The sequence below is a fragment of the Mycobacterium sp. 012931 genome, from assembly GCF_000419295.1.
Lineage (GTDB): Bacteria > Actinomycetota > Actinomycetes > Mycobacteriales > Mycobacteriaceae > Mycobacterium > Mycobacterium marinum.
Window position 1 is genome coordinate 251,582 of the sequence record NZ_AOPX01000001.1, and the last position, 17,911, is coordinate 269,492.

The following is a 17,911-nucleotide window of genomic DNA, read 5'->3' on the forward strand; positions in this document are numbered from 1 at the left end:
GCGAGCGTGGAATCGCTTTACGCTCAACGGGTACCGGCATTGCGGGGTGAGTAACCGCCCCCGCTTGCCAGGAGGGACAGCGCGTTGTCGTACGTAGTTGCGCAACCGCCGGCAATAGCGGCGGCGGCTACTGAGCTGACGGGTATCGGTTCGGCCCTGAGTGAAGCCACCGCCGCTGCGGCGGGCCCCACCACCGCGATCCTGTCGGCGGCCGCCGACGAAGTGTCGACCGCCATCGCGCAACTGTTGGGCACGTTCGGCGCCGAATATCGGCGGGATCAGCACACAACTGGCCGCGTTTCACGCGCAGATCGCTCAGCGGCTGGCCACGGTTGCGAATTACTACATCAATGCCGAAGAAATCAACAACGCCGCCCTGCTAGAAGAAGCGACCGCTGGACTTTATTCGCCGAATTCGCCGCCGACTGTGCCGGCCGTGTTCAACGACTACGTCGCGATCGCCATGGGCGGAACCGGAACACCAATTCCTTCGACCAGTTACCTCGACGCCGTCAACACGCTCTACATTCAGCACATTGCGCCCGGCGCGATCGCCAAAGCGCTGTTCACCCCCGAACAGCTGTACCCGATCACCGGCGTCAAGAGCCTGCCCTTCCAGACCTCGGCACAAGAGGGCCTGAAAATCCTCGACATCTCGATCTGGAACGAAATCAATGCCGGAAACCATGTGACGGTTTTCGGCTATTCCCAAAGCCCGGTCATCGCCTCGCTGGAAATGCAGCATTTCATCTCCCTGGGCCCGAATGCCCCCGACCCCAGCCAGATCAATTTCATCCTGACCGGCAACGAGATGAATCCGAACGGGGGCATCTTGGCGCGTATCCCCGGTCTCAATGTCGCGAGCCTGGGTCTGCCGTTCTACGGGGCGACGCCGGACAATCCCTACTACACGACGACCTACACCCTCGAGTACGACGGCTTCGCCGACTTCCCGCGCTACCCGCTCAACGTCCTGTCCGACGTCAATGCCGTGTTCGGCATTCTCACGGTGCACCGAACCTACCCGGACCTCACTCCCGAACAGATCGCCTCGGCCACGCTGCTGCCGACCGAAGGTCCGACGACGGGCACCTATTACATGATCCGCACCGAGAATCTGCCGCTACTGGACCCGGTGCGCGCGATCCCCGTGATCGGAGAGCCGCTGGCCGCCCTGGTCCAGCCGGACTTGAAGGTGCTGGTCAACCTCGGCTACGGCGACCCGAACTACGGCTACTCAACGAGCCCGGCAAACGTTCCCACCCCATTCGGCCTGTTCCCGGACGTCTCCCTGCAGGTTGTCGCCGATGCGCTGGTCGCCGGAACACACCAGGGCATCAACGACTTTGGCGCCGCCCTGCCGACCGCTTTGAGCACCACACCCCAGATCGCTCCGCTGGAATTCCCGCCGTACGTGCAGTCGGTGCTGCCGCCCGCGCCGCCGCCGATGCCGGCCACGCCGATCAACATCGCCAACACGCTTGCCTCTGTCGTCTCGACCGGCTACTCGGTTCTGCTGCCGACCGCGGACATCGGTCTGGGATTCGTCACCAGCCTGCCCGCCTACAACCTCACCCTGTTCCTGAGCCAGCTGGCGCAGGGTGATCTCCGGGCCGCGATCGAACTGCCGCTGGCCGCCACGTTCGGGCTGGGCGCGCTGGGCGGCATGATCGAGTTCATCGCGGTGATGGAAGCCGCGGCCGAGATCGCCCAGGATCTGCAGAGTCTGTATCTCTAGTGGCCGCTCGGCGCCAAACGCCCGACAGACCGGCGAGACGGACTTAGGCTAGCTGGGCCACCCTTGCCAACCCTGGTTGTTGGGAGGACGAACGAACCCATGACGTACGTGTTCGTTGAACCAGAGACCATCACCACGATGGCCGCGGATCTCGAGGGCATCGGTTCGACGATCGACGCCGCCAGCGCCGCGGCCGCCGGCCCGACGTCAAGGCTGGTGTCCGCTGCCGCCGACGAAGTTTCGACGGCCATTGCCGGCCTCTTCGGCGGTTACGGCCAGCAGTACCAGGCCGTCGTCGCCCACGCCGCCGCGTTTCATCAGCAGTTCACGCAGACCGTGGCGGCCGCCGGGCTGGCCTATGCCCAGACCGAGGCTTCGTCGGTCGCCGCAATCTCCAACGCATTAGAAGCGTTTGGGACACAAGCCCATTCGCTGCTGGGAGGTGGCAATGCCGCGGCATCGGCCACGCCGTCCGCCTCGATCACCACCACCCCACTGACGGGACCCACGGTTTCGTTGGTCATGGGCGGCAGCGGGAACCCGTTGCCCGGGCCCGACTACTTGGCGGACTTCTTCAACTACATCACCCCGCAATTCGGTGTCACCACAAGTCAGGCACTGTTCACTCCCGAGCAGCTCTACCCGCTCACCGGCGAGAAGAGTCTGCCGTTGGCCATATCGGTGAGCCAGGGCGTCCAGATACTGCACAACGCGATCCTGGGTCAGATCGCCGAAGGCAACAGCGTCGTCGGCGGCGGCTATTCACAAAGCGCGATCATCGCTTCTCTGGAGATGCAAAATCTCGCGGCCATGCCGCCCGGCACCGCTCCGACCGCCGACCAACTCGGCTTCTTACTGCTGGCCAACCCGATGAACCCCAACGGCGGCCTGCTATCGCGCTTCGCCGGGCTGGCCCTGCCCAGTCTGGGCGTGGACTTCTACGGCTCCACCCCCGCCGACACGATCTATCCGACCTCGATCTACACCCACGAATACGACGGGTTCGCCGACTTCCCGCGCTACCCGCTCAACATCGTGTCGGATCTCAACGCCATTGCGGGCATAGCGTTCGTGCACACCGATACCCCGACGATCAATCCCGAGACCCTTCCGCCCGGCGACCTGATCAAATTGGACACGTCTGCCGATTACACCGGTAACACCTCGTATTACCTGATCCATACCGAGCGACTGCCACTGTTGGAACCGCTGCGGTTCATCCCGGTAGTCGGAAATCCGTTGGCAGATCTACTGCAACCGGATCTGACGACGATCGTCAATCTCGGCTACGGAGATCCCCGGTACGGCTACTCGACCGCGCCGGCCAACATCGAGACACCGTTCGGCCTGTTCCCGGAGGTCGACCCGAAGGTGGTCGCCCAACAGCTGGTCATCGGTACTCAGCAGGGATTCCACAGTGCCGCACACGATTTGGTCGCACCGCAGCCATCACCACCCACCCCGCGCCTGTTCCTGGACATCCCCAATCCGCTGGCGTCGATCGCGTTGCCACCGCCGGCCAGCTTGGTGGCACCGATGTCAATCGACGGCTTCATCAACGCCCTGCAGACGGCAAACACAACTGTCACCAACGCTTTCACCGACGTCCTGGCAACCAGCTACGCGAAGCTGCTGCCTACCGCTGACATCATCAATGCCGGCCTCACCACGGTTCCGTCCTACAACGTCAATCTATTTCTGGATGGGATCGAGCAGGCGGTCGATGGCGATCCCATCGGACTGATCAACGCCATCGGGTATCCGATCGCGGCCGACACGGCGTTGCTCGGACTGGCGGGCGGCCTTGAAGCCCTGGTGCTCTTGGGCGCCATTGTCACCGACTTCTAGCCGCCTACCAGCGGTAAAGCCCGGGGGCGAGACTCCTCCCGAAAATGCGACGCCGGGGTTCTCGCTCCCGCTAGGCTACTGAAACCGCCCCGCCGCCATTGCGAATTGCCGGCAATTCGCAAGGCAGCAACAGGCCAGAAAGCTTGGGTCGTCGGGAAGGACGAGACCAATGTCGTATCTGCTCGCTGAGCCGGAATTGCTGGCCTCGGTCGCCACCGAGATCGACGGGATTGGATCGGCGATCAGCACCGCCGGCACGGCCGCGGCCGGCCCGACCTCGAGTCTGCTGGCGGCCGCCGGCGACGAGGTATCGGGGGCTATCGCCAACCTGTTCAGCGTTTATGGCCGGGAGTGCCAGGCCGTCCTCGCACAGGTCGAGGCGTTTCGCAGCGAATTCGCCCAGACATTGGCCGCCGCGGGGGTCGCCTACGCGCAGACCGAGGCCGCCAGCCTCGCCGCCCTGCGCGACGCGCTGGGAATACCCAGCGCCGCGCCGGCCGTATCGAGCGCGAGCACAATTCCGCCATTCACGGCAAACCTCACCTCATTGTTCTTGGGGCCCACCGGAGTTCCGATTCCCGACGAATCGTATGTGCAAGCCGCCAACAATCTTTTCGTCCGCTCATCCGATATTTTGCGCCCGCTGTATACACCGGAAGAGCTTTATCCACTCACCGGCGTGAAGAGCTTGACCCTCAACGCCTCGGTGGAGGAGGGCCTGACCATTCTCGACAACGCGATCATGGCGCAGCTCAGCATCCCCGGAAACAGCGTCACCGTGTTCGGCTATTCGCAAAGCGCGATAATCGCATCGCTGGAGATGCAAAAACTCGCCGCCCTGGGGCCAAGCGCACCGACCGCATCCCAACTCAACTTTGTGCTCGTCGGCAACGAGATGAACCCGAACGGCGGAATGCTGGCCCGCTTCCCGGATCTATCCCTGCCGAGCCTCGGTTTGACGTTCTATGGCGCCACACCTTCCGATACGATTTACCCAACCGCGATTTACACCCTCGAATACGACGGATTCGCCGACTTCCCACGCTATCCACTGAATTTCATCGCCGACCTCAATGCGGTGATGGGCATCCCCTTCGTACACGTCAAATATCTGGACCTCACCGCGGCACAGGTCGACAGCGCGATCGAATTGCCGACGTCGCCGGGCTACTCGGGCGTCACCAGCTATTACGTGATCCCGACGGAGAATCTGCCGCTGCTAGAACCGCTTCGAGCGATTCCGGTGATCGGCAACCCGCTGGCAAACCTGATCCAGCCGGACTTGAAGGTCATCGTCAATCTGGGCTACGGCGACCCGAACTACGGCTACTCGACCAGCTACGCCGATGTGCGCACGCCGTTCGGCTTGTTCCCCGACGTCAGCCCGAGCACCATCGTGGACGCCCTGGCCGCGGGAACCCAGGAAGGCATCCAAGATTTCACCGCCGACCTGCAAGCCATGTTCGGACAACCGATTCCGACCCCCGACATCGTGCCGCCAACCCCGGCCGACATCCTGGGCAAGTTGTCAGAGCTGCCGTCACCGGCACAGGTGGTGAATACTTTGACCGCGGTGGTCGCAAACGACTACGCGGTGCTGCTACCCACCGCCGACATCGGGCTTGCCGTTGTCACCACGTTGCCCTTATACAGCACCCAACTTTTCTTCGACCAACTCCTGCAAGGCAACCTCATCGATGCGTTCGGGTACCCGATCGCAGCCACGGTGGGGTTGCTCACGATCGGCGGGGCGGTCGAATTCCTCACCATCGCCGCGGCAGCGCAGACGACTGTGCAAGACATCGGCTCCCTCATCCCCTGAGGCCGGCCACCGGCCCACCGGCACGCACCTCCATGACTTCGCCGGCCATTGTTTCCGCCCCATCTCACAGGTATGACGTCCCGGTTAACGCAAAACCCGGACGCGGGCCCCGGTAGCGCCATAATCTGTCCCTGGCCGCTTCGGCCGAGGTGCGAGTCGCGGCGCGGCCGGAAAAGAGGTCCGCTCGCCGGGTAGGACAACCGCCAGGTAGCTACTCGACAAGCCGCAGCCCATCGGCACCCCAGTTCGGGCCGGCCCAACACATCTGACGCACAACGCGCAGCAACACTCACAGGGAAACACACGATGCGGTCGACCGGACAGATTTACCCCGACAACATGACGAGCTGCGCGACGACCGGCGCGGGACCAGAGCGAAACGCCCTGCATCTGAAGGGAACCAGTCAATGACGTACATGATGGCGCAGCCGCAGCTGTTGACCTCCGCGGCCGCAGATGTGGAAGGTATCCGTTGGGCGCTGACACAGGCCAATGCCGCCGCGGCCGGGCCGACGACGAGTTTCGTTGCCGCCGCCGCCGACGAGGTGTCCACGGCCGCCGCGAAGCTGTTCGGCGGGTACGCCCTGGAATACCAGTCCGTCATCGGCCACGTGACCGCATTTCATGAGGAATTCGTCCGGACATTGGCCGCCGCCGGCACCGCATACGCGGGGGCCGAAGCGGTCAATACGGCAACGATCTCTGGTGCACTGAACGCGCTGAGGACACCCATCCAGTCACTGCTCGGCGGAGGTGCGGCCTCGACGGTCGCGGCGGGAGGTGCGGCGGTGGCGCCCGCGGCACTGGCCGACCCATTCGTCGCGTTGATCATGGGCGGCAGCGGCACGCCGATTCCGCCGCCGGATTACCTGCAGGACGTCGCCCCCTACATCCCCGGCATGCCCACCCAATTGCTGCCGCTGAACACACCTGAGGGGCTGTATCCGCTCACCGCCATCAAGGATCTGCCGCTGAACACGTCGGTGGCCAACGGCGTTCAAATACTGGACAACGCGCTTTTCGGGCCCCAGGGCCTGATCACCTTGGGCAACAACGTCAACGTCTTGGGCTACTCGCAAAGCGCCGTCGTCTCTTCGCTGGAGATGCGCAATCTGCAAGCACTCGGCAGCCCGAACACCGACAATCTCGCTTTCACCCTGCTGGGTAATCCGATGGCCCCCAACGGCGGCCTGCTGTCGCGCTTCCCCGGGTTGTCGCTGCCCGCGCTGGGCCTGGACTTCTACGGAGGGACACCGTCGAACACCGGCTACGAGCTGAATCAGTACACACTGCTGTACGACGGATACGCCGATTTCCCGCAGTACCCACTCAATTTGTTGGCCGACCTCAACGCATTCGCCGGCATCCAATTCGTCCACGGCGACTACCCGGATCTGGATCCAAACAACCTTCCTGCGGGCTACAACCTGGTGCAGTTGCCGGTCTCCCCGGGCAACAACGGCCTCGGGAACTACTACATGATCACCTACCCGGGCCTGCCAATCCTGGAGCCGCTGCGGGCAATCCCGGTCATCGGCAATCCGCTGGCGGATCTGGTCGAGCCCAATCTCACCTATCTGGTCAACCTCGGTTATGGCGATCCCAATTACGGTTACTCGACCGGGTATGCCGACGTAACCACACCGTTTGGCCTGCTCCCCCGATCGACCCGGTGGGCTTCGCCGGTGCCATGGTCAACGGCACCCAACAGGGTGTGACCGCCTTCGTCAACGACATCAGCGCAATTCCGGCGACACTGCCCAGCCTTTCGCTGCCGGACTTTTCGCAGACCGGCGGTTCGCCGGTGCCGTCGACCTTGCCGGCCGTGCCGACCGTCACGAATGCCTCGATCAACGGATTCATCGACGCCCTCCAGGCGGCCAACACGAATATCGCCAACGCCATCACGAATGTGTCCGCCGACACCTATGCCGCGTTGCTTCCGACCGCCGACATCATCAACACCGTGTTGACCACTGTTCCGTCTTACAACGTCAACCTGTTCCTGGACGGAATCCAGCAGTTCGTCAACGGTGACCCCGTCGGCCTGATCAACGCCATCGGCTATCCGATCGCTGCGGATGTGGCCGTGGCGGCGCTCGCCGGCGGCTTCGAGGTCATCGTCCTGGCCGACACCGCCCAGGAGGTGGTCAGCGACATCGTCGGCGCGTTCTAAGCGATTCTCTGCCCATTGTGGGGTCTGCCGTTTGTGTCCGGTTTGTGTTGCCGTGGGCCAGGCGGAAATGGTATGCCCGAACAAAAATTTGACCGCAAGGCATTTATTCGAGCGGTGCCCGCTATCCTCGCGCGGGCGCGGATCACCCCGCGGGCCAACGCGAGCGCCTGCTCCGCCGAGTTGCTCACAACTGACTCCCGCGGCAGGCCGCCACGGCCTTGATGCCGAAGAACGTGTCCGGCGCGGGCAAGGAGATCACCGACGCGCCGGACGGGTTCAATGCGGCGTTGGTGACCCCCCCAGGGAACGCCGGAGCCCTGGTGCCCCCCCGAATTCATCAGTGCCGAGAATGCGCGAATCACGCCGTGCCGCTTTCCATTTCGCTACAGCGCACCAACACCCACCCGCGCGGGAGCATAAAGCGACGGCCTACCTGCGTCAGCGCGCCGAATCCCGCCGGCCAACGGATACCTGCGGGTATGGACGAAAGCGATGCGGCTCGTGACAGTGGGCTGAATTCATCCGGTCGGCGTCGACGGCGGCGGTGTGGCCGCGGTCGGCAACCACCGGGTGAATTGTGACGACGACATGCTGCATATCAATTGACATTCCGCAATATTCATCATCTACGCCCATATTCGGGCGCTACCTACTATTCTCGCGAGTGCCACATCGAAAGGCTCCCGCCGTCTTGCAAGTCCAGCACGCCTTGCGGCGTGTGCGGATTGGGTGCTCCACGATCTACCCGAGGGTTCTTGCATGACGGTGAGAGCGGAGACGTCCGTCTCCGACGACGGTGAAAATCCCGAAACGGGTCGCGTGGACGGTCATCAGGTCGGACCGACCGCACCGCTGGACCCGCAGCTTGCCGAGTTCACTGACAGCGTCGCGCACTTCGGGCACGTGTCATCGACGGAACCCGGCGACCGGGTGGATCTCAAGGCCCTGCTGCCGGATGTGGAACGGACCGCCGGCACCGACGTGGGCCATGCCGCCGTCTTGACCGTGCATCACGCCGCTCTGCAAGCCGTCCTTCGGCACGGACACGAGGAGCTGCGGCGGCGCTACCTGGATCAACTGCTCGCCGGCAAGACTCTTGCAGCACTGGCCATCACCGAGCCGGAGGTGTCGAGTTCGAATCCACGGATGTTGGCGAGCAAGGCGACTCGCGATGCTGACGGCTGGGTTCTCGATGCCACGAAATCGTGCATCACCGCGGCCGGTTGGGCCGGCCTGTTGGTCACCGTTGTCCCGTTCACCGTCGACGAGGGCACAGCGCTGACCGCGGTGGCGGTTGCGGCAGACAGCCCCGGGGTGACCATCGCGCCCCGCGAGGACACCATCGGACTGCGGTCGGTGCCAGTGTGTGGCATCCGCTTCGATGGCGTCCGGATCGAACCCTGGCAGATTCTCGGCGAGATCGGCGGGGGCTCGATGTCGTCGGCGAAGGATTCTTGATCGGGCGGATCTGCACCGGCGCAATCTCCGCGGGCGTGATGAAGCGTTGCGCGCAAGTCATGTATCGCTTCGCATCCCGCCGTGAGGTTGCCACCGGCCGACTCATCGCCGACCCGGTGGTAGTGCGCCGAATCGGCCGGATTACTTCGGAGATCACCGCAATCGAGGCGGTGCTGGCCGATATCGCCGCTAATCCCGCGGTGCCCCAGGATGTTTCGCTGGCACTCAAAGTGGCGTCATCGGAATTTGCCTATCGCGCCGCCGACGACGCCGTCCAAATGCTGGGCTGGCGGGGATACGTCGAGAACCATCAGGTGGCACGTCTGCTTCGCGACGCGCGCTTCCTGCGCATTGGCGAGGGCCCGTCGGAGGCCTTGCTGACCGAGTTGGGGGCACGACTGGCAGCCCGCTCCGACACCATCTATCACTGGATTGACGAGCGCACCGCCAACGCGGACCTGATCAGCAGGCTGCGCGAGGCCGTGGACGAGCTTGTCGTCGACGAGTCGGTCAATGCCTTCTATCATCTTGGCTGGCTGTGCGTCTGGGCCGTTCTCGAGGCGGTTGCCGAGCCGGGCTCTGCCGCGATGGCGTTCATCGCCGACGCCTGGCACAGCGAACGGGCGCGCGCGGGAGCCTCGGCAAGGCTCGAGGAGGCATTCGAGCAAGTCTTGCCCACCTACGCCGAGGCGGTCGGCACGCTCGATGAGAATCTGACCTCGCGGGCGGCGGTGGTCGACCACCTGCTGGCGCCGGTGGTCGACCTGGGCCAGCGCGGCGAACCCATAGTCGGCCCGGATCGACCGGGGTGGCACCACACCGTGCATGGGCTGGTCTATCGCCAGATTGACCGCACGCCAGATGCCGTCGCGCTCGAAAGCACGGGCCTGTCGATCACCTACGCCCAACTCGGCGAGCACGCCGACGCACTCGCCGGGCGACTCGCCGAACTCGGCGTGCTCAGCGGCGACGTCGTCGGCGTGTTTCTCAGCAACAGTGTTCATGTTGCGGTGGCGGCTCTGGCCGTTCAACGAGCCGCCGCCGTCCTGCTCATATTGAATCCCGCCCACCCGATCAGCCGGGTGGCCGGCATGCTCGCGGATGCCGCCGCCCGGTGCGTGATCATCGACGCCGAGACCCGCGAAATTCTTCCCTCCGACGCACCGGAATTGATCGAGGTCGACAACATCGGCGAGGTGGCGGTGCCACCGATGAGTACCGACCCAGATGCGCCGACATACGTCAATTTCACCTCCGGCTCCACCGGCCGGCCCAAGGCGGTGATGGGTGCGCACCGTGCCTTCGCAAATCAGCTGCTTTGGCGGCGCGACGAGTTCGACCTCGGCCCCGACGACGCGATTCTGCAGAGCGCTTCCCCCGGTTTTGACATCTTCTTGTGGGAACTGTTCGGACCGCTCGTCGCGGGGGCCCGGTTGGTGTTCATGGATGCGGCTCGGCGGGAGTGGAACCCGTCGACCATCGTCGAACATGTTCTGCAGTTTGAAATCACCGTGCTACAGATCGTCCCCTCGCAGTTGGACGTCCTTCTCGACGAGCCCAGACTCAGCGAGTGCCAGAGCCTTCGGTACGTCTTCTGCGGTGGCGAGCCGCTATCGCTGGCCACCGCACGCCGATTTGCCGAGATCCTCCCCCATGCCCAGCTGGTGAACCTGTACGGTCCGACCGAGACGGCGATCGACGCCCTGTACTGGCGCGCCGACATAACCGATCAGGCATCCTGGGCACCGATCGGTCGACCGATCGCCAATGCGCGGCTCTACATCGTCGACACCGAAGGCGACCTGGCCGTCGAGGGACAGCCGGGCGAATTATGGATCGGCGGCGCCGGGGTTGCGCTGGGCTACTTGGGTGCGCCGGCCCTCACAACTCAACGTTTTCGTCGCGACGTACGCGCGCCCGAGCAGGGCCTGCGGGTGTACCGCACCGGTGACCGAGTGCGCCAGCGCGCGGACGGAACCGTGGAATTCCTGGGGCGCCTCGACCGCCAGTTGAAGGTCCACGGAGTGCGGATCGAGCCAGGCGAGATCGAACGGGCGCTCTGCGGGCACCCGGGCGTCCAACATGCGGTGGTCGACGTACGTGAACGCGCCCCCGGGCAGAAGGCCCTGATCGGGTACGTCGTCGCGGGCACACCCAACAAGATCCTGGACCCGGAATCCGTGCTCGATCATGTCCGCGACAAGTTGCCCACCACAATGGTGCCGGCCGCGCTCGTGCTGCTCGATTCGCTGCCGCGTACCCCCTCGGGAAAGGTGGATCTAGCCGCACTGCCGTCCGCATCGTTCGACGATGCCGGGCCCGGCGCCGGGCCGCTGCCAGAGGACTTGATCCCGCTCGCGCGTGTGTGGGAGGAGATTCTCGGCACCCCGGTAACCAATGCCGACGCCAACTTCTTCAACATCGGCGGGCATTCTCTCGCGGCTCTGCGCGTCATCATGCGGCTTCGGGAACGCATGGGTGTCACGCTTCAGATGCGGGACTTCGTGCGCGCCGGTAGCCTCACCGCCCTGGCCGCGCTCATCGAGGAGAAACGCGGCCAGGCCGAGCCCATCGATGACGCCGCGATCACCGGACCCGTGCCGATCGACCGCACCAAACCGCTGCCGCTGTCGCCCGTGCAGGCGAATCTGTGGTACCTGCAGCAGCTCGTGCCGACCATGGCGGCATACAACATTCCCGAAGCCGTTCGTATCCGAGGCCCGGTGGACGCCAAACGGCTACGGGCGGCGTTCGCCGAGGTGGTCGCTTGCCACGAGGCGCTGCGAACGGTTTTCCCGGCGCGCGAGGGCCAACCGGTGCAGGTCATCCTGCCACCGGGGCCCGTCCAGTTGGAGCATGCCGACCTCACCGACCTACCCGCCGATCAGCGGGAGGCGGCCGGTCAAGAGCGCATCGCCAAGTTGGCCGCGCGCCCGTTCGACCTCTTCCGCGACTCCCCGGTGCGGGTACTTTTGGTCACTCTCGCCGACGACGACCACTACCTGGCCTGGGTACTACACCACATCGTTGCGGACGGCTGGTCGGCCGCGGGCCTGCTGCCCGCCGAGATGAGCAAGGCCTACGCGGCGCTGGATGCCGGCGAGCGGCTACCGAGCCTGGACGTCCAGCCCGTTGACTACGTGGAGTGGGCCGGCCGGCTACTCAGTACCGAGCGGCGCGGCGAACTCGAGGATTTTTGGCGCGACCACCTCGACGGCGCACCACCGGAGATCGAACTCCCGCGCGACTTCCCCCGCCCCGCGCTCGGCAGTTTCCGGGGCGGCCGCGTCCGGATCGCCCTGACCGAGGCCGACCGCCAAGCCGTTCGCGCCCTGGCCCGCCAGCACAGCGCGACTCCCTACAGCGTGCTCGTGGCCGCGTTCATGGTGTGGATCGCTTCCTACGGCAGGCAGCGCGACATGGTTGTCGGGGCAGTGACCGCCGGGCGCAACCACCCCAGCGTCGAGCGCACGATCGGCAATTTCGCCAACATGGTCGCGTTGCGCTGCCAGTTGGGGGACGATCCCACGTTCGAAGAGCTCGTGGTGCGTACCCGCGACGAGATTCGTACGGTGGTCGACCACGCCGCCTTGTCCTTCCCGGAAGTCGTCAACGCGGTCAAACCCGAACGCGTCGGCAGCCGCAATCCCGTCTTCCAGGCCGCCGTCACGCTCTACGACGGTGATGTCACGCCTCTCGAAGTTGAGGGCGCGCACGTGCATAACCTGCCCGTCGACCCAGGATCAGCAAAGTTTGACCTGTTGGCGTCGTTTGTTGACGAGAGCGCCACCCTCAGCGGCTTCCTCGACTACGACGCCGATCTGTTCCGGGCACGTACCGCGCAGCGGCTTGCCGCCGAGTTCACCGCCGCCCTCCGGGAGCTGGTAACGAACTCGGAGTGCACGGTGGAGGAGCACGCCGAGCGTGTCCGGCCGGCCAGGACCGGAGCCAAGAACCGGCGCCGCTGACACAGGCGCAGCGCCGGATCTGGCTGCTCGACCGAATGAGCGGTGGCGGCAAGGAGTTGTGCTCGCAGCGGTACTTCAACCTGCTCGGCGATATCGACGCGGTGCGGCTGCGCAAGGCGCTCGAACTTCTGGCCCGGCGGCATCCCTCGCTGGCCACCATATTTCCCGAGCGCGACCAGGGTGTCGTGCAAATCATCGGGTCGCCGAGCCGGGTGCAGATGCACGACCTGCGTGACCGCGACGCAGCCATCCGCGAACAGCTGGCGCAGGACTTGATCGACGCCGATGCGCGCCGCCCGATCAATATCGCGGTCGATCCGCCGTTTCGGGCGATGATCATTCAAATCGACGACGACCGGCTGATCCTGGGGATGAATTACCACCACATCGTCGCGGATTTCTGGGCCGAAGCCCAATTGTTCGGCGAGCTCTCGGCGATCTACGCCAACCCGCGTCATGGCGCGTCAGGCCCTGGCCGGGACATCACGATGAGTGAGCTGGCTCGGGCGCAGGTTGCGAGATCGGCTGGGCCGCATAACAAGCAGAGCCTGGCGTATTGGGACCGCACCCTGACGGGCATGCCCGCGCGCCTGGAACTACCCACCGACCGGCCGCAGACCACTAGTCCCTCGTTCCGTGGCGCCCGCGTCAGTCTGCAGTTGGAGAATGACGTCCGGATTGAGCTCGATGAGGTTGCCGGCCGCCTGGACGTGGATCGCTCGACGATCATCTTGGCGATGTGGCAATACCTGCTGCACCGCTACACCAGCCAGGACACGGTGGTCGTCGGCGTGCCAACCCCGAACCGGCCGCCTTCGGTGCCGTCGACGACCATCGGATACTTTGCCGACCTGTCGCCGATTCGCGCCGACTTCGCCGAGGGCTTGACGCTGGCGACACACGCCGCCCGCACGGCCGCGCGTCTGGGCGAGGCGCGCGCCCACGGCGATGTGTCTTTCGATGACCTACTGGAGCGGTTCGGCCCGCAACTGGCCAAGTCCGCACAGCTGATCGAGGTGTCCTTCGTACCGGAAATATCGGGCTCGTCGGGCCCGGTGATCGACGGTGTACGAGTAACCGCCGTGCCACACGATCCCGGCCGCGCCTTGTTCAAGTTGGGGCTGAGCGTGGAGCCCGACGCTGCGGGCGGCCTCCACCTGGTCTTCGATTTCAGCGTCGCGCTGTGGAACACCGACACCATCGAGCGGATGGCCGGCCACCTGGTCACCCTGTTGAAGTCCGCGCTGGCTCAACCGCGGATCGCGCTCGCAGGCTTCTCGATGTTGACCGATGACGAGATCGACGAGTTGGAAGTCCTCGACGCACGCCGCGACATTGCTCCGGCCTACCCGACGCTGCACCGCGGATTCGAGGTGCAGGCCGCAGCACACCCGGACGCAACGGCCGTGCGGTTTGCCGGCCGTGACCTGAGCTATGCAGTTCTTGACGCCGAGTCCAATGCCCTGGCCGCCCTGCTGATCGATAGCGGGGTCGCACACGGCGACAAGGTGGCACTGCTGCTGGAGCGAACCGACCGCCTACCGGTCGCGATCCTGGCCATCCTGAAGACCGGCGCTGCATACGTGCCCATCGACCCGAGCTGGCCAGCCGCACGCGTCGAGCTCGTCTTGAGCGATTGTGGTCCGTCGATGATCGTCACCGAGTCAGCCCTGCGGCACGTGGTGTCTGCACATGGCGCGCCAACGATCGAGGTCGACGTCATCAGTGCAACCCCCGCCCCAGCACGGCACGTCGAGGTGTCCGCCGACGACACCGCCTACGTGATCTACACCTCGGGTTCGACCGGTCGGCCCAAGGGCGTTGCGGTGACCCATCACAACGTCGTGCGGCTATTCAGCGCGACCGACGAACTCTTCGAGTTCAACAGCGACGACCGGTGGACGATGTTCCACTCGGTGGCGTTCGACTTCTCCGTGTGGGAGCTCTGGGGGGCGCTGCTGCATGGTGCGTGTGTGGTGGTCGTGCCCTACCTGGTGACCCGCAATCCCGCGGAATTCCGCGAGCTGCTGTCCAACGAGCGGATCACCGTGCTCAGTCAGACTCCGTCAGCGTTTCGTCTGGTCCGAGACGCCGACGCCGACATTGAAGGTGCCGCGAGCAGACTTTTCCTGCGGTATGTGATCTTCGGCGGGGAGATGTTGACGTTCGCGGACCTCATCCCGTGGGTCAAGGCCCACGGTGATGAGCATCCTGAGTTGATCAACATGTACGGCATCACCGAGACCACGGTGCATGTCACATTCCGCCGGCTGATGCGCGCCGACATCTTCGGTGCGCACAGCTCCATCATCGGTCGCCCGGTACCTGACTTGGAGTGTCTGCTGACCGATTCGGTGGGCAACCTGGTCCCCTACGGCGTGCCAGGTGAGATCTGCGTGGGCGGGCCAGGCCTGGCGAATGGCTATCTTGGGATGCCCGAACTGACCGCGCAACGTTTCATCGAGCACCCGTTCCGCGCGGGCGAGCGACTCTATCGGTCCGGGGATAGCGGTCGACGGCTATCCAACGGGGAGATCGAGTATTTCGGCCGCTTGGACCACCAAGTCCAATTGCGCGGTTTCCGCATCGAACTCGGCGAGGTCGAGACGGCGGTCCTCGGACTCGAACACGTAATGGCTTGCTACGCGATGGTCCGGACCGAGGGCGGCGAACCCCGCCTGGTGGCCTACGTTGTCACGCGTGGGGGCGAGGAACTGCCGGTTGCCCAGACCCGCCGAGCCCTCACTTCGCGTCTCCCCGACTACATGCTCCCGTCGTCCTTCGTCACCTTGGAATCCTTGCCGCTGACGGTCAACGGAAAGATCGATCGAGCGGCCCTTCCAGCGCCCAGAGAACCGCAGGCCCGGACTGGTCCGAGTGCGCCGGCGGCAGGTGACACCGTCGAAGAGCTCACGGTACGAATTGATCTCAACAACACGATCCGGATAGCGCGGGACGCGACCATCAAGCTCATCAAGAAGTCGACGGATGACGTGGGGCCGGTGCTCGACCGGATCTGCGGTGTGTTCGCCGAGGTCTTGGAGCTGTCCTCGGTCGCCGCCGACGACAACTTCTTCGACATCGGCGGCGACTCGATGATGGCCGTGCGGGTATCGGCCAAGGCCAAGGCCCTCGGTCTGCAGCTGTCAGTCCAGGATGTCTTCCGGCACCAGACGCCCGCGGAACTCGCCACGGGGCTGGTACCAACCGAGACACCGCAGCAACCGGCGAGGATAGAACGCAAGGCCAAGCGGCTGCTGGTCCCGGAGGGCCCGGAAGGTGCCTTGCCCGCCGATGTAAGCGACGCCTATCCGCTGTCGGCGCTGCAGGCCGGCATGCTCTTCCACAGCCGCGTCGACGGGCCGAGTGTGTACCACGACGTGGTCAGCTACCTGGTGCAGTCGCCGTGGGATGAGAACGCGTTTCGCTCGGCGCTCTTCGAGATGACGCTGCGCCATCCGATCCTGCGCACAACGTTTGATTTGTCGGCTTATTCGGTACCGCTGCAGCTGGTGCACGAGTCCGTGTCGACGCCGCTGAAGGTCTTCGATCTGTCCGGTCTGACCGAGGCCGAACAGGAGGCGTCGCTGTCGGAGTGGATGGAAACTGAGGCCCGTCGCCCGATAGAGTGGCGCACTCGCACGCCGCTGGAGTTGATAGTCCATGTGCGTGGCGAGGACCGGTTCGACATGAGCCTGAGTTTCCACCACGCCTTGCTCGACGGGTGGAGCGTGGTGGAGTTGCAGCGCGACTTGCTCTGCAGCTACGACTCTTTCCGGACCGCCGGGCAGCCGCCGACCCGCGAGCGTCTGCAAACGCACTTCCGTGACTTCATCATGCTCGAGAGCGAGGCAGAGGGCAGCCCGTCGCGGGCGTTCTGGCGACACCAGTTGCAGGGGCTGATCCCGTGTCTTTTCCCGGCCACCCGCTCAGGGACCAGCCGCCTCGAGGTGATATTCCACGAGTTGCCAAGCGAGGCTGAGGGGCGCCTGCGCGATCTGGCACGACAGCGGCGAGTATCAATCAAGAGCACCCTTCTTGCGGCGCACCTGGTGGTCATGGGCCGGATGGCGGCTAGCGATGATGTGGTGACCGGACTGGTGGTCAACGGCCGCCCCGAGACCGAGGACGCCGAGAGTGTGCTGGGCATGTTCCTCAATACCGTCCCGCTGCGGATCAGATTGAACGCTGCGAGCTACGCGGCGCTCCTCGACGGCGTGTTCGCCGCGGAGCACGATGGCCTGCCCCACCGCCGGGTGCCGCTACGAACGATTCAACGCGACAACGGCATCGGAAGGCTCTTCGATACGGCGTTCAACTACGTGGATTTGGATCCCGCGAAGGCCGAAGACTCCGTAACCGAACAAGCCACGGTGCTGCGCCGCAAGATAATTGAACACACCAATCTGCCGTTCGTCATCGTCTTCAGTCGCGAAGCGGGGGCGCTCGGAATAGGGGTGGAGTTCGATCCTCGATTGCTTGCCGCCGATTACGTCCACATGATCCTCGAGGCCTACGAGGAAGCCATCGCCGCGCTCGCGGACGGGGGATCGGCGCCGCTGCCTGATTTCGCCAGCGAAACACGACTGCACTGCCTGCACGCCAGTCGTCGGGTCGCGCTACGCCAGGCCGCCAACGCGCAAGCCGCGGCCCGCGCACATCTAGGGCGAATCTGGGAGGACGTCCTGGGTAGGCCGGTGGGTGCCCACGACAGTTTGCAGGACAGTGGCGGCGACTCGATTCAGGCGTTGGTGGTCAGTGAGCGCATAGCGGTGGCGTTCGGTTGCGAGCCGCCGCTGCGAGAACTTCTCAATGGAGCCACCGTCGAGCGACTCAGCTATTGGCTGGCACGACCGCATGGTGCACCCCCGAAGGGTGCGACCGCCCGGCGCAGCGGCTGA

Annotated in this window: 5 protein-coding genes and 2 pseudogenes; all 7 read left to right on the forward strand. The window is 64.8% G+C overall.

Going from position 1 to position 17,911, the window contains the following annotated elements; all coding sequences use genetic code 11:
• Window positions 1-84 precede the first annotated feature (84 nt).
• The 7 genes and pseudogenes from MMSP_RS01110 to MMSP_RS27795 all read left to right on the forward strand — a co-directional run bounded on the left by MMSP_RS01110 (window position 85) and on the right by MMSP_RS27795 (window position 17,911).
• Window positions 85-1,738 (forward strand): annotated as a pseudogene (locus MMSP_RS01110) (PE-PPE domain-containing protein).
• Between the two features lie 99 nt (window positions 1,739-1,837).
• Window positions 1,838-3,586 carry a PE-PPE domain-containing protein gene (locus MMSP_RS01115; protein ID WP_020785119.1) on the forward strand — a complete coding sequence of 583 codons (1,749 nt, stop codon included), beginning with the start codon at window positions 1,838-1,840 and terminating at the stop codon, window positions 3,584-3,586.
• A 169-nt stretch (window positions 3,587-3,755) separates the two neighbouring features.
• Window positions 3,756-5,408, forward strand: a complete 1,653-nt coding sequence (locus MMSP_RS01120; protein ID WP_020785120.1) for a PE-PPE domain-containing protein — start codon at window positions 3,756-3,758, stop codon at window positions 5,406-5,408.
• Window positions 5,409-5,815: 407 nt separating this feature from the next.
• A pseudogene (locus MMSP_RS01125) lies at window positions 5,816-7,584 on the forward strand (PE-PPE domain-containing protein).
• A 759-nt stretch (window positions 7,585-8,343) separates the two neighbouring features.
• A complete protein-coding gene (locus MMSP_RS27785) occupies window positions 8,344-9,042 on the forward strand; it encodes an acyl-CoA dehydrogenase family protein (protein WP_020785124.1) in 699 nt (232 codons plus the stop codon).
• On the forward strand, window positions 9,039-13,010 hold the full coding sequence (locus MMSP_RS27790; RefSeq protein ID WP_020785125.1) for a non-ribosomal peptide synthetase: 3,972 nt from the start codon (window positions 9,039-9,041) through the stop codon (window positions 13,008-13,010). Before MMSP_RS27785 ends, MMSP_RS27790 begins: the two co-directional genes overlap by 4 nt.
• Window positions 12,941-17,911 carry a non-ribosomal peptide synthetase gene (locus MMSP_RS27795; RefSeq protein ID WP_235065641.1) on the forward strand — a complete coding sequence of 1,657 codons (4,971 nt, stop codon included), beginning with the start codon at window positions 12,941-12,943 and terminating at the stop codon, window positions 17,909-17,911. The genes MMSP_RS27790 and MMSP_RS27795 overlap by 70 nt, the downstream gene beginning before the upstream one ends.